Source organism: Mesorhizobium sp. M0029 (assembly GCF_040323735.1).
Classification (GTDB): Bacteria; Pseudomonadota; Alphaproteobacteria; order Rhizobiales; family Rhizobiaceae; genus Mesorhizobium.
Genome location: NZ_JAMYVF010000003.1, coordinates 12,782 through 33,777, shown reverse-complemented (window position 1 = coordinate 33,777; position 20,996 = coordinate 12,782). Strand labels below are relative to the sequence as shown.

Annotated in this window: 20 protein-coding genes and 1 pseudogene; 9 read left to right on the top strand and 12 right to left on the bottom strand. The window is 62.5% G+C overall.

Annotation, left to right across the window (positions count from 1 at the left end):
* Positions 1-84: 84 nt before the first annotated feature.
* Positions 85-1,020 (top strand): glycosyltransferase family 2 protein, encoded by a 936-nt coding sequence (locus NKJ76_RS06185; RefSeq protein WP_023673297.1) that lies wholly within the window; start codon positions 85-87, stop codon positions 1,018-1,020.
* A gap of 51 nt (positions 1,021-1,071) precedes the next feature.
* Here the strand turns inward: NKJ76_RS06185 and NKJ76_RS06180 are convergent, their stop codons facing one another.
* The 3 genes from NKJ76_RS06180 to NKJ76_RS06170 all read right to left on the bottom strand — a co-directional run bounded on the left by NKJ76_RS06180 (position 1,072) and on the right by NKJ76_RS06170 (position 4,664).
* Entirely contained in the window at positions 1,072-1,860 is a 789-nt protein-coding gene (locus NKJ76_RS06180; protein ID WP_352537012.1) for a DUF1194 domain-containing protein, read from the bottom strand.
* Positions 1,861-1,923: 63 nt separating this feature from the next.
* Positions 1,924-3,744: an ABC transporter ATP-binding protein/permease gene (locus NKJ76_RS06175; RefSeq protein ID WP_023832499.1), complete on the bottom strand. Its 1,821-nt coding sequence runs from the start codon at positions 3,742-3,744 to the stop codon at positions 1,924-1,926.
* A 137-nt stretch (positions 3,745-3,881) separates the two neighbouring features.
* On the bottom strand, positions 3,882-4,664 hold the full coding sequence (locus NKJ76_RS06170; protein WP_023670688.1) for a class I SAM-dependent methyltransferase: 783 nt from the start codon (positions 4,662-4,664) through the stop codon (positions 3,882-3,884).
* Positions 4,665-4,781: 117 nt separating this feature from the next.
* On the opposite strand from NKJ76_RS06170, the gene gloB reads away from it, so the two are divergent.
* Both gloB and NKJ76_RS06160 read left to right on the top strand, forming a co-directional pair.
* Positions 4,782-5,549, top strand: coding sequence for a hydroxyacylglutathione hydrolase (gloB, locus tag NKJ76_RS06165; protein ID WP_023734615.1), 768 nt, complete (start codon positions 4,782-4,784; stop codon positions 5,547-5,549).
* A gap of 20 nt (positions 5,550-5,569) precedes the next feature.
* On the top strand, positions 5,570-5,995 hold the full coding sequence (locus tag NKJ76_RS06160; protein ID WP_023706325.1) for a cupin domain-containing protein: 426 nt from the start codon (positions 5,570-5,572) through the stop codon (positions 5,993-5,995).
* Here the strand turns inward: NKJ76_RS06160 and NKJ76_RS06155 are convergent.
* The 3 genes from NKJ76_RS06155 to NKJ76_RS06145 are packed head-to-tail and all read right to left on the bottom strand — an operon-like array spanning position 5,992 to position 8,395.
* Positions 5,992-6,666, bottom strand: coding sequence for a lysoplasmalogenase family protein (locus NKJ76_RS06155; protein WP_023742898.1), 675 nt, complete (start codon positions 6,664-6,666; stop codon positions 5,992-5,994). The genes NKJ76_RS06160 and NKJ76_RS06155 overlap by 4 nt on opposite strands.
* Complete coding sequence (yddG, locus tag NKJ76_RS06150; RefSeq protein WP_352537011.1) at positions 6,663-7,550, bottom strand: aromatic amino acid exporter YddG; 888 nt, start codon at positions 7,548-7,550, stop codon at positions 6,663-6,665. The genes NKJ76_RS06155 and yddG overlap by 4 nt, the downstream gene beginning before the upstream one ends.
* Positions 7,551-7,594: 44 nt before the next feature.
* Complete coding sequence (locus tag NKJ76_RS06145; protein ID WP_023686727.1) at positions 7,595-8,395, bottom strand: DUF3108 domain-containing protein; 801 nt, start codon at positions 8,393-8,395, stop codon at positions 7,595-7,597.
* A 258-nt stretch (positions 8,396-8,653) separates the two neighbouring features.
* Between NKJ76_RS06145 and rpmB the strand changes: the two genes are divergently transcribed.
* From rpmB to NKJ76_RS06130, 3 genes are all read left to right on the top strand, one after another.
* A complete protein-coding gene (gene rpmB, locus NKJ76_RS06140) occupies positions 8,654-8,950 on the top strand; it encodes a 50S ribosomal protein L28 (protein WP_023670682.1) in 297 nt (98 codons plus the stop codon).
* Between the two features lie 162 nt (positions 8,951-9,112).
* Positions 9,113-9,793, top strand: coding sequence for a queuosine precursor transporter (locus tag NKJ76_RS06135; protein WP_023711707.1), 681 nt, complete (start codon positions 9,113-9,115; stop codon positions 9,791-9,793).
* Between the two features lie 3 nt (positions 9,794-9,796).
* Positions 9,797-10,468 (top strand): polyamine aminopropyltransferase, encoded by a 672-nt coding sequence (locus NKJ76_RS06130; RefSeq protein WP_352537010.1) that lies wholly within the window; start codon positions 9,797-9,799, stop codon positions 10,466-10,468.
* A gap of 5 nt (positions 10,469-10,473) precedes the next feature.
* Here the strand turns inward: NKJ76_RS06130 and NKJ76_RS06125 are convergent, their stop codons facing one another.
* From NKJ76_RS06125 to NKJ76_RS06110, 4 genes are all read right to left on the bottom strand, one after another.
* Positions 10,474-11,499, bottom strand: coding sequence for an esterase-like activity of phytase family protein (locus NKJ76_RS06125; RefSeq protein ID WP_352537009.1), 1,026 nt, complete (start codon positions 11,497-11,499; stop codon positions 10,474-10,476).
* Positions 11,496-13,394, bottom strand: coding sequence for a cobaltochelatase subunit CobT (gene cobT / locus NKJ76_RS06120; RefSeq protein ID WP_352537008.1), 1,899 nt, complete (start codon positions 13,392-13,394; stop codon positions 11,496-11,498). Before cobT ends, NKJ76_RS06125 begins: the two co-directional genes overlap by 4 nt.
* A gap of 11 nt (positions 13,395-13,405) precedes the next feature.
* On the bottom strand, positions 13,406-14,392 hold the full coding sequence (gene cobS / locus NKJ76_RS06115) for a cobaltochelatase subunit CobS (protein ID WP_023670677.1): 987 nt from the start codon (positions 14,390-14,392) through the stop codon (positions 13,406-13,408).
* Between the two features lie 123 nt (positions 14,393-14,515).
* The gene (locus tag NKJ76_RS06110) at positions 14,516-15,145 is read right to left on the bottom strand and encodes a J domain-containing protein (protein ID WP_032887126.1); all 630 of its coding nucleotides are present in this window, start codon (positions 15,143-15,145) and stop codon (positions 14,516-14,518) included.
* Positions 15,146-15,313: 168 nt separating this feature from the next.
* On the opposite strand from NKJ76_RS06110, the gene NKJ76_RS06105 reads away from it, so the two are divergent.
* Positions 15,314-15,616 (top strand): BolA family protein, encoded by a 303-nt coding sequence (locus tag NKJ76_RS06105; RefSeq protein WP_352537007.1) that lies wholly within the window; start codon positions 15,314-15,316, stop codon positions 15,614-15,616.
* 11 nt (positions 15,617-15,627) lie between these two features.
* Here NKJ76_RS06105 and NKJ76_RS06100 read toward each other — a convergent pair.
* Positions 15,628-17,180 (bottom strand): annotated as a pseudogene (locus NKJ76_RS06100) (acetolactate synthase large subunit).
* Positions 17,181-17,291: 111 nt separating this feature from the next.
* Positions 17,292-17,624: a hypothetical protein gene (locus NKJ76_RS06095; RefSeq protein ID WP_245260187.1), complete on the bottom strand. Its 333-nt coding sequence runs from the start codon at positions 17,622-17,624 to the stop codon at positions 17,292-17,294.
* A gap of 92 nt (positions 17,625-17,716) precedes the next feature.
* On the opposite strand from NKJ76_RS06095, the gene NKJ76_RS06090 reads away from it, so the two are divergent.
* Together NKJ76_RS06090 and NKJ76_RS06085 are read left to right on the top strand one after the other, a co-directional pair.
* Positions 17,717-19,666 carry a PrkA family serine protein kinase gene (locus tag NKJ76_RS06090; RefSeq protein WP_023686732.1) on the top strand — a complete coding sequence of 650 codons (1,950 nt, stop codon included), beginning with the start codon at positions 17,717-17,719 and terminating at the stop codon, positions 19,664-19,666.
* Between the two features lie 17 nt (positions 19,667-19,683).
* The gene (locus NKJ76_RS06085) at positions 19,684-20,991 is read left to right on the top strand and encodes a YeaH/YhbH family protein (RefSeq protein WP_023686733.1); all 1,308 of its coding nucleotides are present in this window, start codon (positions 19,684-19,686) and stop codon (positions 20,989-20,991) included.
* Positions 20,992-20,996: the final 5 nt, after the last annotated feature.

Below are 20,996 nucleotides of genomic sequence, written 5' to 3'. Positions count from 1 at the left end.
TCGAATGCCATCCCGGGGTAAGGCTTGGACGGCGACCATCAAAACCTCCGGCCTCCAGGCATTTCGGGGCACAATCGAAGCAACATGTCCAAGGCAACCGACCTCGCTCCGCTGATCTCGGTGATCACACCGACGCACAATCGCCGCAGTAAGGTGGTGCGCGCCGTGGAGAGCGTGCTGGCGCAGAATTTTCCCCGGTTCGAACACATTGTCGTCGATGACGGCTCGACCGACGGTACGGCAGCCGCACTTGCCGAAATCCGCGATCCACGGCTGATCTATGTTGGCTCGAAATGGCGCGGCGCCAATGCCGCCCGCAATGCCGGCATCGAGCGGGCGCAGGCGCCGGTGGTGACATTCCTCGATTCCGACGACGTCTATTTGCCGGATCGCCTGGCGCGGACGCTGGAGCAGTTCGACAACAATCCCTCGCTCGAAGTGCTGATCAGTTCCTTCGTGTCGCTGAAGGGCAATCGCCGCACCAACTGCGTCAACCGCGAGGCGCTGCTGAGCCGCGACTCGCTGGAGCGGGCCCTTGTCGCGCAGACCATCTTCATTGCCGGGTCGGCAATCACCGCCCGGCGCGAGTCGCTGCTGGCCATCGGCGGCTACGACAGTGACGTCACGCGCATGCAGGATCGCGAATTGTTGCTGCGCTTTGCCCGTCGCAGCGGCGCGCAGCTGTCCGAAGTGATCGACTGGAAAAAGTACAACTCGGAGAATTCGATCTCCGGTCGCCGGGACGGCTATGTCGAAGCCTATGCGAGCTTGATCGACAAGCACCCCTATATCGCCGACCGCTACCCCTACATTCCGCCTTACATGATCGCCCGGCAGCTCATCGCCGATGCACTCAAGGGCAGGGTTTCGCAGGCGTTCTCCGGCTATATGGCCAACCGGTCGTCGAAGGCGCTTGGCTATTCGCTGCCGCAGCTGTTGCGTGGCTATGTCGGCGGCCGGCGCTGGCGCCGCGATCTCTATGCCGAATTTCGCGACAAATACGGTGCACGGCCGGCCTGAAGTTTGCCGACAAGCCGCGCAGCGGCTTTCCCCTCCGAACTGCCTCAAACCTCATTTGTCGAGTTCCGGCAGATATGGGTCGGAATATAGCCGCCGGTCGCGTTCGCCCTGTAGGCAGTCCATGGGTGCAGCGGCATCGATCGGGACCGTGGTCGCATCGGCGATGCCGCTCACCTCCAGGATCAGCTTGCGGCGTATGGCGGTGGCGAATTCCGAGGCCGCATAGATCGGCAACACGAAGGAGCCGGGCCCACCGGTGACGCAGTCGTCATAATACTGGTCGAGATGGCTGAAGGTCGGCGACGGGCTGATCAGGATCGGCAGGCCGTTGATGACGATGCCCTTGGCCACCGCCGCATCGCGTGTCGTGGCGACGGGCAGCCCGGTGTTGTTGGGACCGTCGCCGGAAATGTCGATGACGCTGCGTGGCGCATCGAACCCCGTGCCCTCGAACAGCCCGGCGCCGAAGGCAAGCGCACCGGAAATCGAGGTGCCGCGAAAGCTGCGGAACGGCCGCGCTTCTATTCTGTCGGCGAAGGCGTTGGCGCTCTCTGCGCTGTCGATCACCTGCCAGGCGATGACGCCATCCTCGCGCACGACGCCCGCCCATTCGAAATAGGCAAGCGCGATGCGCCCGGTGGTTCCCGAGCGCACGGCCTTGATGAAATCGGGATGCCTGAGGGCCTCGACATAGCCAGCGCGCTGCAGCGCGAACTCCCTCTCGTCCATCGACTGTGAGATGTCGACGGCCAGCACCAGTTCGACATCCACGGCAACGGCCGGGGCAGCCACGGGCGTGGTGCAGGCAAGGCAGGCAAGCAGGCTGAGCGCATCGAGCATGGCCGCACCACCGATATTTCGATCCGTGATCTTCGCCGCGATCGCGGCGAAATAAAGCCCCTTCTACTTCTTTCGCCGCACGGCCGCTTTCGGCGGCGGGTCGATGGCGCCGGTCCTGACTCGGGCGGGTTTCAGTGGCGCAGCACCCGTATCCTTCACGATGTTCAATGCGCGTGGAAAGAAATGATCATTGTGCAGTCCGCGCCCGATGTTGAGGATCGCGGTTTCCGGCAGGCGTTTCTCCAACATGGACAGCACCCTTCGTAGCGAAGGACCATCGAACGCGTCCATCGCTTCGTCGATGATCACCCATTTCGGCTGCCGCAAGGCGAGCCTGGCGAAGGCCAGCGAGCGTTGTTCGTCATCGTTGAGTTCACGCTCCCACCGTGCGGAACGGTCGAGCGAGGATGACAGCCGCTCGAGCCCGACCTCGGCCAGCACCGCCCCAAAATCAGCATCGCCAGCCGGCGCCGAGCCATTCGGATGCAGCACTTCGCGTAACGTGCCGGCAGGAAAATACGGAACACGCGGCACGAAAATCGGCGTTTCTCCGGCCGGCAAGCCGATCCGCCCGCTGCCCCAGGGCCAAAGGCCGGCAATGGCGCGGAAGAACAATGTCTTGCCGGCGCCTGGATCGCCGGTGATCATGACGCGCTCACCGGGATGGATCTCGACATGGCTGTCTGAAAGTTTGGTGCAGCCCTCCGGCGAGGCCACTTGGAGCTTCTCGAAGGTCAGGCTGCCATTGGCGTTATCGCCGAATTCGATGCGCTTTTCCTTGTCGTGCAGCACATCGGTATCATCGAGCGCAATGCGGAAGTCGGCAACGCGCATCAGCGTGGCGCGCCAGTCTGCGATGCCGCCGATATTGTTGATGAACCAGCGCAGCGACGAGTGCACCTGGTTGAAAGCGCCGACCGCCATCATCAACCCGCCAAAGCTGATATCGCCTGAAAAATAGACCGGCGATGCCACCAGGATCGGCGCCACCACGGTGATCCACCCATAGGTATCGGTCACCCAGGAAAGGTTGATCTGCGCTTTGTAGATGTTTCGCATCGCGCCCAGCACCGTGCCAAGGTCGATTTCGAGCCGTCTCTTGGCATCGGCTTCGCCGTGATAGAGCGCGATGGCGTCGACATTCTCGTTGACGCGCACCATCCCGGAACGCAGCTCGGCCTCGCGGGTGTAGCGGTCGCTGTTGAGGCGGATCAGCGGCCGCCCGACCAGCCAGCTCAGCCAGGAGGCGATGCCGGCATAGAGGAACGCGGCCCAGACCATGTAGCCCGGTATCGCCAGCGACCAGCCGTTGATGTGGAAGACGAAGCCCGACGAGAGTTGCCAAAGCACGCCGACGAACGACACCAGCAGGATGAAGGATTGCAGCAGGCCGACGCCGAGGTCCGTCGACAGATCGGACAGATGCGCGGCATCCTGCTGCATGCGCTGGTCGGGATTGACGCCGATGGCGCCGGCATTGGCGAGCCGGAAGGCCCGCGCCGGCCGCATCCATTGGTCGATCAGGTCGAGCGTCAGCGCCTCGCGCAGCTTCAGCCGGATCATCTGGTTGAGCCAGGTCTGAGCGATGTTGAGCAGCAGCAGCGTGCCGGCAATCACGGCAAAGATCATCAGCTGATGCAGGAAGGCCGCCATGTCGCGACGCGCCAGCGCATCGTAGAAAGGCTGGTTCCAGCGGTTGAGCAGAACCTGGCCGATCGACGTCGCGACGATGACCGCCATAATGCCGACCGACGTCCAGACCAGCCACTTGCGCACCGGTGAGCCTATCAGCGCCCGTTTGATCGTCGCCACCTGATCGCGCAGGCTGCTGGCATCGACGGTTACCGGCTGAGCGGCGGCGGACTTGTCCGGTTGATCAGCCATGCACGAGGTCCTTGCGTTCAGAAGCGTTGCTGAAACCAGATGGAGAGACTTGAAGGCATCCGCCGCTCAAACGGACCGCGAATGCATCTGCGACAGATAGGTGGGAAAAACCCACGCAACACCAGTTTTCATGATGATCACGAAGGTGTCACCTGACGCGTCGTCGATGTCACCCCTTCCGCCCGGCGGCCAAGCCGCGTCGCACCGTGCGGTGACAGTACCGGCACGAAGACACGGCGCGAAGCGCGCTGCGCGACCGGCACGCCCTGATAGAGCCGCTTCTGCGCCTCGACCACGATGACGCCGGAAAAGATCGGCCAGAACCGCCGGCCGGCGCGCTCCAGCACATTGTGGAACCGCATCATGAAGCGCCGCGGCGATGGCGGGAAGAACAGCGCGTCGGACCAGGAAGCCGGCGTGAAATTCGCCTCGCGCAGCAATTCTGTCAGCTGGCCGCGCGAGAACGGCCGGCCATTGCCGAACGGCGTGTGCTCGAACCGCGCCCAGACACCGCGCCGGTTGGGCACGACGATGACGACGCGCCCTGCCGGCGACAGCACCCGCCAGATCTCGTTCAGCGTCTCGCGCGGGTTTTCGACATGTTCGAGCGAATGCACGAGCAGCATGCGGTCGATGCAGGAATCGACCAGCGGCAATTCCTCGTCGAAGACCAGCGCCGTAGCCGTCGGCCCGTTCGCCGGCCAGACGACGGCGCCTTGCGTAGCAGGCATGAAGGCAAACACCCGCTCGGCATCGGTGCCGAACCGCTCCAGCCACGGCAAGGTATAGCCGAGCCCGACCAGCCGCTCATTCGGCACTGTTGCCCATATTGAGGACAGCGCCATGGTGATCGAGCGTTCAGCCAGGCGGCCGAGCGTGGTCGAATAGAAGGAGCGGAGATCGACGATATCGGAATGCATGCGCGGGACGGTAGCTGCGATGCCGCCGAAGTTCAACAAAGCCGCCAGGCTCTGCAAAGCTAGATGACATCAGCGGCCAAGCGCCCTATGTCTGCGCCAACAGATGGAGAGATGCCAATGCCGGTCGAAATCGAACAATTCATGTGCCGCAGCGACAATTTCGGTGTGCTGGTGCATGACCCGAAAAGCGGCGAGACCGCCATTATCGACGCACCCGAAGAAGCGCCGATCATTGCCGCTATCGAGCGTACCGGCTGGAAGCCGACGATGATCCTGACCACCCACCACCATGTCGACCATGTCGAGGCCAATCTGGCGCTGAAGGAGCGCTTCAAGCTGCGCATCGTCGGACCGGAGGCGGAAAAGGAAAAGATCCCCGGCATCGACGAGACCGTCGGGCAAGGCTCGGTCGTCCATCTCGGCGGTGAGCGGATCGATGTCATCGCCACGCCCGGCCACACTGCGGGCCATGTCTCCTATCATTTTCCGGCCTCGAAAGTGGCGTTCACCGCCGACACTTTGTTCGCGCTCGGCTGCGGCCGGCTGTTCGAATGCAAGCCGCCGGTGATGTATGAGTCGCTGAAGAAGCTCGTCGCACTCCCGGCCGACACGGTCATCTATTGCGGCCATGAGTATACGCTTTCGAACGCCCGCTTTGCGTTGACCGTCGACCCGACCAATTCGGCGCTGAAAGAACGCGCCGCCAAGATCGAGACCCTGCGCGCCGACAACAAGGCGACGCTGCCGACCACGATCGGCGAGGAATTGTCGACCAATCCGTTCCTGCGCTGGCACGACCCGGCGATCCGCAAGCATCTCGGTATGGAGGCGGCCTCCGACGCCGAAGTGTTCGCGGAAATCCGCAAGCGCAAGGACAATTTCTGAGCATCATTCCGGGATCAGCCATGACCAGCGCCGCTGAAATCATCGCCACGCTCGGCCTCAAGCCGCATCCGGAAGGCGGCTGGTATGCCGAGACCTTTCGCGACGGCGCCGGGCGCGGCCATTCGACGGCGATCTATTTCCTCCTTGAACAGGACCAGATTTCGGCCTGGCACCGGGTCAAGGACGCGGCCGAGGTCTGGCACTTCCATGCCGGAGCGCCGCTGGCGCTGTCGATGTGCGAGGAAGGTAGTCCAATGCTTAACCAGGTGATCGAGCAGGTGCTCGGCATTGAGCTTGCGGCGGGCGAGCGGCCGCAGATCGTCGTGCCGGCCGGCTGGTGGCAATCGGCGCGCAGCCTCGGCGAATGGACGTTGGTCGGCTGCACCGTGGCGCCGGGCTTCGACTTCGCCGCGTTTGAAATGGCCGAGCCGGGCTGGCAGCCTTAGGCCAGAAGAAAACCAAGAGTTATGCAGAGCTGGGCGGCATAGTAGAGCACCCAGACCGCATAACGGATGCCGGCGCGATAGGGTGCTATTGCCGGAACCAGGAATTTCTCCGCGGCAAGCAGCCCGTCCGATGCCATGAACATAACAGCGCCGCCGATGACCCACGGATTGGCGAGCGTCAACGCCGAGATGCCCATCGCCAGAATGGCCGCGATATAGATGGCGATCGGCACCCGCAGGCCGGGACTGACACGGCGCCAGAGCGCCGCCAGCATGACGACTGCGAAGGCCGCCATGGCAAGCGCGATGGCGCCGCGCCATGTCTCGGTGCTGAGCACATCCAGCCCGCCGCCGCCGAGCAGGAAGAGCGGCACATAGAGGACATGCGCCGCAAGGAAGCTGGCCAGCCCGCCGAGGAAGGCCTTTTCGCCGTCACGCGACAGGAAGGCATCGCCGACGGCGCTGAGCGCCAGCGCAGAGACGAGCAACAGCGGCCCACCTTGCATGAAGGCCAGCGCCGCAAGCATGGCCACGGCCAGCGTCTTTGCCGCCGAGCGGGCCAGCGTCGGCCGCATATCCAGGGTGAAGGCGTAGATCACCGCCGCCACCAGCGAAAAAATCAATGTTGCATTTGCGTTGGCGTCGATGCCGCCGGCAAACGGCATCGTCATGCGCTTGCCCCGCCAGTTGCCGCCTTGCGCAGGAACAACGATTTCGCCGCCAGCGCCGCGCCGCCGGTGATCAGTACGCAGGCCGCCAGGATACGCAGCGACGGCTCGGCAACGCCCGCCGCGATCAGCACCAATGTCGACAGCAGTGGCGCCGCATAGCTTGCCGCGCCGAGCACCTGGATGTTGCCTCGTTTGACGCCGATATCCCAGGCGTAGAAGGCGGCACCCACCGGCATCAACCCCAAACCAACCACCGCCAGCCACTGGCCGGGGCCATCGGGCAGCACCGTCTTTTCCAGCAGAAGATGGCAGATGAGGGACAGGGCTGCCGTGGCGGCGCAGAACCAGGTGACAATCGAGGTCGGCACCGCCGGAAAGCGCCGCGACAGCAGCGAATAGGACGACCACAGCAGCGCACAGACGGCCGCCATCGCATAGCCGAAGGTGTAGCGAGCATCGAAGGCGAGGCCGCCACCCTTGGTGACGATCAGCACGGTCCCGGCGAGCCCGAGCAGCGCGCCGACGACATGGTTCCAGGCCAGCTTCTCGCCCGGCATCAGCGCTGATCCCAGCACGATCAGCAGCGGCCACAGATAGGCGATCAGGCTTGCCTCCACCGCCGGCGCGTTGCGCAGCGCGGTGAAATAGAAGAAATGGTAGCCGAACAGTCCGGCAATGCCGATCACCCAGACCTGGCGTGGGATCTTCAGGCTTTTATCGGCCGCCGGCATGAACAGCCGGGCAACCATCCCGACCGCGGTGCCGATGGTGAAGGTGATGGCCGAGAGCAAGAATGGCGGCACGGCGCCCGACGCATCGGTGAGCAACGCCAGCAGCGCCCACATGGCGACCGCCGAGAAACCGATCAGTGTTGCGCGCCCCATGCCCGTCTCCGGCGACTCGCCCCATTCTATTCGGGTGGGCGCGTCTATTCAGTAGCTTCGAACCGCCCCGCGCTGACAGTCAAGGTGCCGATCTGCGTCCCGACCGTGGCGTGGATCGGCGCATATATGCCGGTTTGGCCGAGCGGTGCAAACGTCACCATCATCTGGCTCTTCTTCTTCAGGTAATTCAGCGCCTTGCGGCCCTTGCGGTAGCCTGCCACCGGCTCGAAGCTCATCTTGCAGGTAACGGTGTCGCCCTTGTAGCCCTTGACCGAGATCGATCCTTTCGAGGCGTAGGTCAGCGTCAGGTCGGCGCGCATCTCGCCGTCATAGAATTTCACCTTGCGCCCACAGACCTGGTCGAGGCTGTCAGCATGGATGACGGTAGCCGCCATCGGATCGAGCACCGATGCCAGATCGTTGCTGCCCAGCGGTATCCAGTTTTTGGGATTGCGCTTTTTCGGCTCGGGAATGACCTGGGTGGCGGTCACCGCGCCATTGGCAAAGCGGATATCGACCATGGAAGCCTTCTTGCCGGACTTATAATCGGCGCGAAATACCTGCGGCTGCATCTGCTTGCCCAGAATCTTGCCCTTTGACGAGATCGTGCCGCTCGTGTCGTCGAACAAGGTGGCGAGACCGGCGCTGGAGACGGTGCCCTCTATGGAATAGCTATCGCCTTCGTAGTGGCTGGAAAATGTCGCCTTGGCCACGGAAAGGCCGAGGAACGACACCGTGTATTCGCCCTTGAAGGACTGTGCGGTGGCTGCGGGCGCGGCGGCAAGGATTGATGTCGGCAAGGCGGCGACAAGTATGGCGACAACGGCATGTGACGGGCGAAGCATGGCGGGCTCGGTCCTTGATTTTTTAACCGGAGGCGGGCGACTCCGGCTTGAATGTCCCTGTCCGACCGCTTATAGGCTGAATTCCGGCCTTTATGTGAAACGCCCGTCACAGTCGTGGGCAAGCCGGAGCTTGACGCATTGGCGAAATGCAACTAAGGAACGCCAACTTTTCCATAAGGCCGCCTGACTGAAACCGCGCGCCACCCGGCGCGGGCGAACAAGGTTTGGCAGGCTTAGACAGAACTGAAGGTTAGAACCATGTCCCGCACTTGCGAACTCACTGCCAAGGCAGTCCAGACCGGCAACAATGTGAGCCACGCCAACAACAAGACCAAGCGCCGCTTCCTGCCGAACCTCGTCAATGTGACGCTGATTTCGGAAGCGCTGAACCAGAATGTGCGCCTGCGCATTTCGGCCAACGCGCTGCGTTCGGTCGAGCATCGCGGCGGCCTCGACGCCTTCCTGGCCAAGGCCGACGCCAAGGAACTGTCGCAGCGCGCGCGGCTGCTGAAGAAGCAGATCGCCAAGAAGCTGGCCGACCAGCCCGCCGCTTAACGATATCAAGGCGGGGGACGACCGCCCTGAGCATCGGAGCAATCCGATGCTCAAAACTTCTAAGGCAGCAGCATCGGAGCAATCCGATGCTCAAAACTTGCAAGGCAGCGCGATCCGGATTTCGGCTAGCGCCTGGCTGGTTCCATTACCCAGGATAAAAAAATGACTTCCTTCTCGCGATATCTGCCCTTTGTGGCCGCCATGGCGCTTGTCGTCGTGGTATCGAACATCCTCGTGCAGTTCCCGATGCAGGGTCAGGCCGGCGGTCTGTCGCTGGCCGACATCCTGACCTGGGGCGCCTTCACCTATCCCTTCTCCTTCCTGGTCACCGACCTTGCCAACCGCCGCTACGGCCCGACGGTGGCGCGCCGCATCGTCTTTGTCGGCTTCATGACCGCGGTGGTCTGCTCGATTCTCGTCCCGCCCTTCCTGTTTCGCCACGGCCTGATCGAGTTCGAGACATCAGCCGACCGGCTGGTGCGCATCGCCGCAGCTTCCGGCGCGGCCTTCCTTTGCGCGCAATTGCTCGACGTCACCGTGTTCAACCGGTTGCGCCGGCAGAGCTGGTGGCGCGCGCCGATCGTCGGCACGCTGGTCGGCTCGGTGTTCGACACCCTGGTGTTCTTCAGCATCGCCTTTTCGGCCGCCTTCGCTTTTGCCGGCCCGAACGACAGTTTTGCGCTGGAGACGGCGCCGCTGATGGGCGTGCTGCCGGTCGAGACCATGCGCTGGGTCTCCTGGGCGCTGGGCGACCTTTCGGTGAAGCTGATCATCGCTGTTGTGGCCCTGATCCCCTACCGGCTGCTCGCCGCCCACTGGAGCCAGCCGGCCGTGGCTGTCTAGGCCGTGATCCCTTGGGTCCAGCTCGGCTCGGCCAAAACGCCTGACGGCGGACAGGAACTGCGCCTCAAGCAGCGCGGCAGCGAATTCTCGATCATGCTCGGCACCAATGAGCTGATGAACAGCCGCCTCAGCGGCTCCGAAGAAGCGCTGGCCAAGCTCTCCTGTGAAAAGATCGGCGGCCGCGCCAAACCGAAAATCCTGATCGGCGGCCTCGGCATGGGTTTTACGCTGCGCGCTGCGCTTGCCCAATTGGGCGCCGACGCAGGCATCACCGTTGCCGAGCTTGTCCCCGCCGTCATCGCCTGGGCGCGCGGCCCCATGGAGGCGGTCTTCGCCGGCTGTCTCGACGATCCCCGTGTGACGGTTCGCGAAGCCGACGTCGGGCACATCATAAGATCCGACAAGGCAGCCTGGGACGCCATCCTGCTCGATGTCGACAATGGCCCTGAAGGCATCGTCTACAAGGGCAACGACGCCCTCTATGGCGCTGCCGGCCTCGGCGCGGCGCGTGCAGCGCTCAGGCCCGGGGGCGTGCTGGCTGTTTGGTCGCAAGGCCCCGATGCCGGCTTCACACTTAGGCTCAAGCAGGCGGGCTTTGTCGTGGACGAGGTGAAGACGCGCGCCAATGGCAAGCGCGGCGCGCGCCACGTCATCTGGATCGCCACCAAGCCTTAGGGCTCTCAATCCTGGTGCAGGATGAATTCCAGATAGAGGTTGCGCTGCAGGATCGAATGGTTGTCGTCCGAGATCAGCGACACCATCAGCGCTCCGTCATCGCGGGTCCAGACGTCGAGCCCTTCCATATTGTCGATCTGGTAGCCCATATCGGCTTCCATCAGCACCGGCCCGTCGGCAACCGCGCCCTTCTCGACGCTTTCGCCATAGATGCGCCTTAGCCGCATCCTGACACCGCCGGCCATCGAGAAACTGCGCTCCAGCAGCAAGAGATCGCCATCCGGCAGGAAAGCGCCGTCGGTGATGTCGAAATCGCCGTTGCGCTTGACCGTGAAGACGCCCTTGTGCGGCCCTTCGATGATGGCGGCATAGATGTTGCCAGCCTTGTCCAAGCTCTTTTCCGAGACCACGACGAGGCCGCCCTCGTGCTGGCCGTTGGGATTGGCGTGGGTGACGGTCTCGAAACCGCGGTTCTGTCGCAGTTCGCGGGCTGGAACCAGGAAGTTCAGTTGCTTGAACGGCGCCATCATGTTGCTGGGGTCGATCTTGAACTGGGCGACGCGGTGATCGCGCTCGAAGCCGACGGTGGCGATGCCGTCCTTGACTGCAAGGCCCTCGGCATCGACTTCCCATTTCCTGTCGATCGGCCGGCCCTTTTCATCGACCATCTGCTGCATGCGGAAATTCTGGATGCCGGACGGCCGCTTGTCGGCATCATGGGTGATCGAGCCGAAGAACCAGAAGCCCGTATCGGCGACGCCGATGAAATCGCTGCCGGGTTTGACAAACCGAAATGCCGACAGCGCGCCGAAATCGCGCGTCGTCGAGTTCATCTCAAGACCGCCGACGAATTCCAGCAGCCCAAACTGCTTGTCGGCGCTGCCGATATTGAAGGTGGTGATCGGCCGCGCCGAGACTTGGACCGGCTCGACCGCGCTTGGGCCGGCGGCGATGGCCGGCGCAAACGCGATGCCGGACAACGCAGTGACCGCGAAGAGCATCTGCCGAAACCCGCCGCGCAAAAAAATCATCCGGCGCGCCGGTAGCCGCCGCGGCGTGTATCGCGCACGTTTTCCTCGGCGAACAGCGAGGCCAGCTGCTCGGTCATGGCGCCGGCCAGTTCCTCGGCATCGACGATGGTGACGGCGCGCCTGTAATAGCGGGTGACGTCGTGGCCGATGCCGATGGCCAGAAGCTCGACCGGCGAGCGCGTCTCGATCAGCTCGATGACGGCGCGCAGATGCCGCTCGAGGTAATTGCCAGGATTGACCGACAACGTCGAATCGTCGACCGGCGCGCCGTCCGAGATCATCATCAGGATCTTGCGCTGTTCGGGCCGGGCGATCAGCCGGTTGTGCGCCCACAACAGCGCCTCGCCGTCGATGTTTTCCTTGAGCAGGCCTTCGCGCATCATCAGGCCGAGATTGCGCCGGGCGCGGCGCCACGGATGATCGGCGGATTTGTAGATGATGTGGCGCAGATCGTTGAGCCGGCCGGGGTTCGGCGGCTTGCCGTCCTTCAGCCATTTCTCGCGCGCCTGTCCGCCCTTCCACGCCCGAGTGGTGAAGCCGAGGATCTCGACCGAGACGCCGCAGCGCTCCAGCGTGCGCGCCAGAATGTCGGCACAGGTGGCGGCAACCGTGATCGGCCGGCCGCGCATCGAGCCCGAATTGTCGAGCACCAGCGTCACCACCGCGTCGCGGAATTTGGTGTCGCGCTCCTGCTTGAACGACAAGGGCTGCATCGGATCGATGACGACACGAACCAGGCGTGCCGGATCGAGATAACCCTCTTCGAGGTCGAAATCCCAGGAACGGTTCTGCTGCGCCATCAGGCGGCGCTGCAGCCGGTTGGCGAGCCGGCCGACGACGCCGGAGAGATTGGCCAACTGCTTGTCGAGGAAGGCGCGTAGCCGGTCGAGTTCTTCCTCCTCGCACAGCTCTTCCGCACCGACCGTCTCGTCGAAGGCGGTGGTGAAAACCTTGTAGTCGATCTCTTTCGGCAGGTTGGCGAAGGGGTTGTCGTTACGGCGCGCCTCGCCCGGCGTTTCGGCGTCCGCATCGTCATCGTCGGAAAGATCGTCGGCAGTGGCGTCGGAGGCCTCAGTCTCGGACGACTGTTCGTCGTCGGCGGAGGCCTCGGCATCCTCGGACTGCGACTGCTCGGAGCCGGAATCCTCTTCGCCGCCCTCCTCGCTCTGCTCCTCGCCTTGCGGCTGGTTGTCGTCATTGTCCTCGGAGTCTTCGGTTTCCTGGTCGTCGCCGAGTTCCTCGGCCATCTCCATGGACGCCAGCATCTCACGCACGACGCGGGCGAAGGCCTGCTGGTCGCCGAGCTTGGCCGACAGTCCGTCGAGATCGGCTTTGGCCTTCTCCTCGACCCAGGGCCGCCAGAGGTCGACCAGACGCTCGCCGCTCTTCGGGATCGGCCGCCCGGTCAGCTTCTCGCGCACCATCAGCGCCAGCGCTTCCTCGATCGGCGCGTCGGCCTTGTCCTTGACGTCGACAAGGTTGGCCTTGGCGTATTTGTCCTCCAGCATCGAGCCGATATTGTCGGCGACGCCTTGCATGGCGCGGCTGCCGATCGCCTCGACGCGGGCCTGTTCCACGGCGTCATAGATTGAGCGCGCCAGCTTGCCTTCCGGCGCCAGTTTGGTGTGGATACGCTGATCGTGGCAGGCGCGCTTCAGCGCCATGGAATCGCCCAGGCCACGAGTAATCGCGATGTCTGTCTTGGACGCTTTCTTCGGCAGTTCGGGCAATCGGGCGCGGCTGCCGGCGAGCGCCGGGCGGTCCTTGGCGAAACCGACTTCGAGCTCCTTGTCGCCGGCGATGGCGCGCATGCAGACGGTGACGGCACGCTTGAAGCTGTCGGCTTCAGACCCCGTCTTCGACTTGTTGCGCGTGTTGTCGCCCGGACCCGCCATCGAGGCTCTGCTCAGCCCAGCACCACGTTGGCGGCGCTCTCGGGCAGGTCCTCGCCGAAGGCGCGCTGGTAGAACTCGGCCACCACCGAACGCTCCAGCTCGTCGCACTTGTTGAGGAAGGTCAGCCGGAACGCCATGCCGATATTGCCGAAGATCTCGGCATTTTCGGCCCAGGTGATGACGGTACGCGGGCTCATCACGGTCGACAGATCGCCATTGATGAAGGCCGAGCGCGTCATGTCGGCGACGCGCACCATCTTGTTGACGATGTCCTTGCCCTTGCCGTCGCGATAGTGCTTGGCCTTGGCCAGCACGATGTTCACCTCATTGTCGTGCGGCAGGTAGTTCAGCGTGGTGACGATCGACCAGCGATCCATCTGCGCCTGGTTGATCTGCTGCGTGCCGTGATAGAGGCCGGTTGTGTCGCCGAGGCCGACCGTGTTGGCGGTCGAAAACAAGCGGAACGCCGGATGCGGGCGGATGACCCGGCTCTGGTCGAGCAGCGTCAGGCGCCCCGATGATTCCAGCACGCGCTGGATGACGAACATCACGTCCGGACGGCCGGCATCGTACTCGTCGAAGCAGAGCGCGACATTGTGCTGGTAGGCCCAAGGCAGGATGCCGTCGCGGAATTCGGTGATCTGCAGGCCATCCTTGACGACGATGGCGTCCTTGCCGACGAGGTCGATACGGCTGACATGGCTGTCGAGGTTGACGCGCACGCAGGGCCAGTTAAGGCGGGCGGCGACCTGTTCGATATGGGTCGATTTGCCGGTGCCGTGATAGCCAGACACCATGACGCGGCGATTGTAGGCAAAGCCGGCAAGGATCGCCAGCGTCGTCGCCTTGTCGAACAGATAGTCCGGATCGATGTCCGGCACATGTTCCGAGGTCACCGAATAGGCCGGCACCACCATCTTGGACTCGAAGCCGAATTTGTCTTTCACGGACACCGTCGTGTCGGGCAAATTGGCGATGTCGCGATCGACCTTGTTCATCTCTATCCGAGTCTCCACGGGCGAAATGCCTGATTTCGCCGGCAATCGTTTTTGTCCGGGGGCGGTCTTAGAGCCTTTTCCACCCTTATGAAAGTTGGAAAACGACACGAACCGTTAGGTCGCTCAGCACAAACCCGCCTGCTTGAGCACGCGATAGGCCTGCAGCACATCGCGGAACCGGTCTTCCGAACCTCTATCGCCGCCATTCGCATCCGGATGGTGGCGCTTCACAAGTTCCTTATAGCGCGCCTTGATGTCCTTGCCAGTCGCCTTTGTATCAAGGCCAAGCGTTTCCAGCGCCTTGGCCTCAAGCGGCTTGGCCTTGCGTTCGCGCGCCTCGCGCGGGTCCTTCGGCCCTTTGAACAGATCGAAGGGATCGCGCATGCGGTTATAATAGCCGGCGCGACCGGAACGCTGCTGGGCGAAATCGGGCGAGGAGCGCGTCGAGGCGCCGGCGACGCCCATCTTCCATGTCGGCCGGTGGCCGGTCATCGCTTCCTTCTGGAAGCGGGCTATCTCGGTGTCCGGCACGCCGGAGAAGTAGTTGAAACCCTTGTTGTATTCGCGCACATGATCGAAGCAGAACTGAAAATACTCGCCTTCCTTCATGCGTCCGACCGGCGCCCGGTGGGTACCGGCCTCCTTGCAGCCGTCCCACTGGCAGATCGGCGAGTGCGACTTCAGCTCCGCATCCTTGTCGGGACGGACCCGAATTTTCTCGAAATATTTGGGGTACGGTTTCATCTCACCCATTTATGGGCTGTTCGCACGTGCGAAACAAGAATTGACATTTTCGCGATCATCGCCCTAACCGCTGAATCGCGGCATAAAGCAGGGCGAATGGCGATTTTTGAGGCGGCCCGGCGGGATCGATCCCGATTTCCCGATCACGCTTTGCAGATATGGTGAAGGGAGATGGCGATGTCCATACAGGCGACGATGGAAGACAAGCTGAACAAGGCGTTTTCGCCGGAGCGGCTGGCGATCGTCAATGAAAGCCATCTCCATGCTGGTCATCACCACCACGGCTCCGACGATCACGGTGCCTATGACGGCACGGGCGAGACGCATTTTCGCGTCCGCATCGTCTCATCCGTCTTTGCCGGCATGAGCCGCATCGACCGCCACCGCGCCGTCAACGAATTGCTCGCAGCGGAGCTGCAAGCCGGCGTCCATGCGCTGGCAATCGAACCGGCTGCACCCGGCGAAAAGACCAGTTGGTAAGTCTCTCCGCCTCAGATCACCGCTTCGATGAGAAACGGTCCCGGACGCGACAGGGCACTGTCGAGCAGCGCGTCGAACCGCTCGCACGTGTCGGCGCGGGCCGCCTCGACGCCCATGCCTTTGGCCAGCGCAACCCAGTCCAGCGCCGGATGGTCGAGATTGAGCATGCGCCTGGCGTTCTCGCCGATCTCATTGACCCCGACATTCTTCATTTCGCCATGCAGGATGGCGTAGGTCCGGTTGGAAAAGATGATGGTCACGACGTCAAGCTTTTCCCTGGCCTGGGTCCACAGTCCCTGCACCGTGTACATGCCGCTGCCGTCGGCTTCGAGATTGATCACCTTGCGGTCCGGGCAGGCGATCGCCGCTCCTGTCGCCATCGGAATGCCGCCGCCGATCGATCCGCCCGTACCCATCATGTAGTCGTGCGGCGCCGCAAAGGCGGATAGCGCGAAGAACCGTCTCGCCGAGGTGACTGCTTCGTCGCAGACGATGGCATTGGCCGGAAGTTTGCGCGCTACCGACAGCGCGATGGCATCGTCCGTCAGTCTGCCGCTCAGCGTCGGTTCGTCTGGAAAGGCGGTTGCGGCGGCGAATTGCTGCGTCGGCTTGATGCCGAGCTCGTCGGCCAGCGCCTCCAGCGCCGCTTTCAGATCCTGGCCATGCGCCGCCAGCGAAAGCACCTTGCAATCGTCCCGAACCAGCCGCCCGGGCTTGCCGGGATAAGCGAAGAAGGCAACCGGCTCCTTGGCGCCGACCAGCACCAGCAAATCGATATCCCGGAGCGTGGCCGTCGCCGCATCGACCGGATAGGGAATGCGGGTCGGGGCGAACCGCCCGCGGCCGCGCTGCATGCGGGCGATCAGAACCTCACTGAACAGCCTGACATCGCTTCCCGATGAGATTCTCCTGCGATTTCAAGTCCATCGGCGCGCGCCGCCTGCCCACGCACCACCATGCCGACACGGCCCGGCGCGGCGCGGATTGCTTCGGCGATCGTGCGCACAACATCCATGTCGACGGCGGGCGGCGGCTCCAGCTTCACCTTGCCAGGCGAAATCGCAGCAACTTCGCCCCAGGCGGCATCCGCAGGCAGGATCAAGGTCGTGACGCCAGGCGGCGTGAGTGAAGCGCGGAAAGCCGCCTCTGCGGCCGGCACAATATCGGCCGGCCCCTTGACGCGGCCAACCCAGTTCGACATCGGCGACGCTAGGCCTTCTATGTCGCTGGTCAGCGGGGCATCGAGCGGCAGATGGTAAGAAGCATGGTCGCCGACAATGTTGATCATCGGGCTGCGCGCACGCCTTGCGTTGTGCATGTTGGCCAAACCGTTGGCGAGACCCGGTCCGGTATGCAGCAACGTTGCTGCCGGGCGGTCGGTCATGCGCGCATAGCCGTCGGCGGCGCCGGTCACCACGCCCTCGAACAGGCCGAGCACGCAGCGCATCTGAGGTTTGCGGTCCAGTGCGGCAACGAAATGCATTTCGGATGTGCCAGGATTGGCGAAGCAGACCGTGACGTCATTGGCCAGGAGCACGTCGCACAGCAGATCGGCGCCATTCATGATTTTCTTTCCCATCGACAATTCAGGAACAATTGCACCTGTAGGCGCCGGGTCGGCAATGTCCCGCCGGGGCTTTTGGTCTGATCCAGGACGCCTCGCGGGGATCCGGGATCAACCGACGGTCGCATTCAGGAAGGCCAGCATCGCGGCGGTCAACGCGTCGACGTCCTCGCCGAAGTCGTGATTGATCGACATATGCGTGTAGGCGTTGCCGTCGAACAGCGTCACTTCAGTGCCGGTGGCGCGCAGGCGCTTGGCAAAGCCTTCGATTGGTCGTCGCAGCCTTCGGCGCGCGAATAGGCGATGAAGGTCGGCGGATGCTTGTGTCCATCGAGATAGCTGGCCGGCGACAACGCCGCCCATCAGCGCCGCAGCACCGGGCAACCCGCCATTCCAGCCACTCCGAATGTTTCCTCCCAAGCCTTCTACCCGGATTGCAGCCACTCTCCTTCATGTGAAGGGAACCAACAATGCTTTCCGACAGTTGAAGGTGATGAGGCGATTGGAATCCAGATCGGCTCCGAGGGCAGAACATCATGCGTGCAACCCAATCCGACGTCTTCGATCTTTTTTCGGAAATTTATGCCAATGCGGCGGACGAAGAGGTCAGCATCCAACAGTATCTTCTTGCCTGTCGGGAAGACAAATCGATGTACGCTTCGGCGCCCGAAAGGATGGTCGACGCAATCGGCGAACCAAAACTGGTTGACACCAGCAAAGACGAGCGCCTCGGCCGCATTTTCGCAAATCGGACCCTCAAGATCTACCCTCATTTTTCCGACTTCTATGGAATGGAGGATACGATCGAGCGCATAGCTGGATATTTCCGCTATGCCTCGCAGGGGCTCGAAGAACGCAAGCAGATCCTCTATCTCCTCGGCCCGGTCGGCGGCGGCAAATCCTCTCTGGCCGAGCGCCTGAAGAAACTGATGGAACAGCGCCCGATCTACACGCTGAAGGTCGGCAACCAGATCAGCCCGGTTTTCGAGTCGCCGCTTGGGCTGTTCCATCCCGATCACATGGGTGATCTGCTAGAGGATAAATACGGCATAGCCCGGCGCCGGCTGAACGGATTGATTTCGCCATGGGCGGCCAAGCGCCTCGACGAACTGTCTGGCGACATTTCCAAATTCAGCGTCGTCAAGCTGATGCCTTCGCGGCTGCGCCAGATCGGCATTGCCAAGACCGAACCTGGCGATGAGAACAATCAGGATGTCTCGGCCCTGGTCGGCAAGGTCGACATCAGGCAATTGGAAAATTTTAGCCAGTCCGACCCCGATGCCTATTCCTATAGCGGTGGCCTGAACCGGACCACGCAAGGTCTGCTTGAATTCGTCGAGATGTTCAAGGCACCCATCAAGGTTCTGCATCCGCTGCTGACCGCAACACAGGAAGGCAGCTACAACGGCACTGAAAATTTCGGCGCCTTTCCCTACCAGGGGATCATCGTCGCCCATTCCAACGAGTCGGAATGGCAACAGTTCAAGAGCAACAAGAACAACGAGGCGTTTCTCGATCGCATCCTGGTGGTCAAGGTACCCTATTGCCTGCGGATCACCGAAGAGAGGCAGATCTATGAGAAATTGCTGCGTGAGAGCGAGTTGGCCGCCAGCCCCTGTGCCCCTGAAGTTTTGGACATCCTCAGCCGCTTTGCAGTTTCGACGCGCTTGGCCGAGCACGACAACTCGCCGCTCTACACCAAGATGCGCGCCTATGACGGCGAAAATCTGAAGGAAGTCGATCCCAGGGCAAAGTCGGTCCAAGAATATCGCGACGCCGCCGGCGTCGATGAAGGCATGACGGGCGTCAGCACGCGCTTTGCCTTTAAGATCCTTTCGCAGACATTCAACTTCGATAATGAGGAGGTGGCCGCCGATCCTGTGCATCTGATGTACATTCTGGAGGAGGCGATCAAGCGGGAGCAGTTCCCGAAGGAAACGGAAGCGGCCTATCTTGAATTCATCAAGTCGGAGCTTGCGGCGCGCTACGCCGAGTTCATCGGCCACGAAATCCAGAAGGCCTATCTGGAGTCCTATAGCGAATACGGCCAGAACCTCTTCGACCGCTACATCGCCTATGCGGATGCCTGGATTGAGGACCAGGACTACAAGGACCCCGATACCGGCCAGATCCTCAACCGGGAGATCCTGGACAACGAACTTTCGCAGGTCGAGAAACCGGCAGGCATCGCCAATCCCAAGGACTTCCGTAACGAGGTGGTGAAGTTCACTCTGCGCGCTCGCGCAAGAAACCACGGCCGCAACCCGTCATGGACCAGCTATGAAAAACTGCGCGAGGTCATCGAGAAGCGGATGTTCGGACAGGTCGAGGACCTCTTGCCGGTGATCAGCTTCGGCTCCAAGCAAGACAGCGTTACGGAAAAGCGCCATAACGAATTCGTACAGCGCATGATCGAGCGTGGCTACACAGAACGGCAGGTACGCCGGCTGGTGGACTGGTACATGCGGGTGAACAAGGCGGGTTGACAGAGCCGGATGGTTCCATGCCGATCTTCATCGACCGTCGCCTGAACCCCAAGGACAAGAGCCTTGGCAATCGACAGCGCTTCCTCAGGCGTGCTCGCGAGGAGTTGAAGCGGAGCATTCGCGATCAAATCCGCACTGGCAGGATCGCCGACGTGGATACCGAGCACGCCGTGCCCATGCCCGAAAGGAAAACAGCCGAGCCGAGCTTCAACGATGACAGGGCCAGCGGACGGCGCCGACACATCCTTCCGGGCAACAGGCATTTTTCCCCTGGAGACCTGCTCCCGAAGCCGCATGGGGGCGGCGCGGCATCGTCGCCAGGAAACACGGCGTCGGAAGACGATTTTCGTTTCGTGCTGTCACGCGAGGAGGTGCTCGAACTCTTTTTTGAGGATCTCGAACTGCCCGACCTGGTTAAGCTCAATCTCAAGGAAATCCTTGCCTTCAAGCCGCGCCGGGCCGGCTTCGCGGCAACCGGTTCCCCGACCAACATCAATGCCGGCCGCACCATGCGCAACAGCCTAGGCCGGCGCATTGCGCTGAGGCGCCCCACGCAGCAGGAACTGGAGGCGATCCTCCGGGAAATCGTCACGCTTGAGTCGGCCCCGGCCGGCGCGGCGGTGCGCCAGCGCATCGCGGAATTACGCGACGAGCTTGACCGGCTGGAGCGACGGCGCAGGCGAATTGCCTTTGTCGATCCGGTCGATATCCGATTCAACCGCTTCGACGCCCGGCCGGTGCCGAATGCCAATGCCGTCATGTTCTGCCTTATGGACGTGTCCGGATCGATGGGCCAACGCGAAAAGGACTTGGCCAAACGCTTCTTCGTGCTGCTGCACCTGTTCTTGAAACGGCGCTACGAACGCACGGAGATCGTCTTCATCCGCCATACCCATGAGGCGCACGAAGTGGATGAGGACACGTTCTTCTACAACACGCAGAGCGGCGGTACGATCGTCTCCACCGCGCTCGACGAAATGCACCGCATTATCGGCCAGCGCTATCCTGCCAGCGAGTGGAACATTTACGCCGCGCAGGCCTCTGACGGGGACAATTTCACCACCGATTCCGAGCGATGCATAGAGCTCATGAACGGCAAGCTCATGCGCCTGTGCCAGTATTTCGCCTATGTCGAGATCATCGACGAACGCGAGAGCCACATATTCGGTGCTACCGAAAACGGGACGTCGCTTTGGCGCGCCTACAGTACGATCGAGCTGAAATGGCCCAACTTCCAGATGAGCCGCATCGCTGCTCCCGCGGATATTTACCCGGTCTTCCACCGGCTCTTCGCCAGGCAGCCGGCGGCCATCAAGAGCGCTTGAGAGAG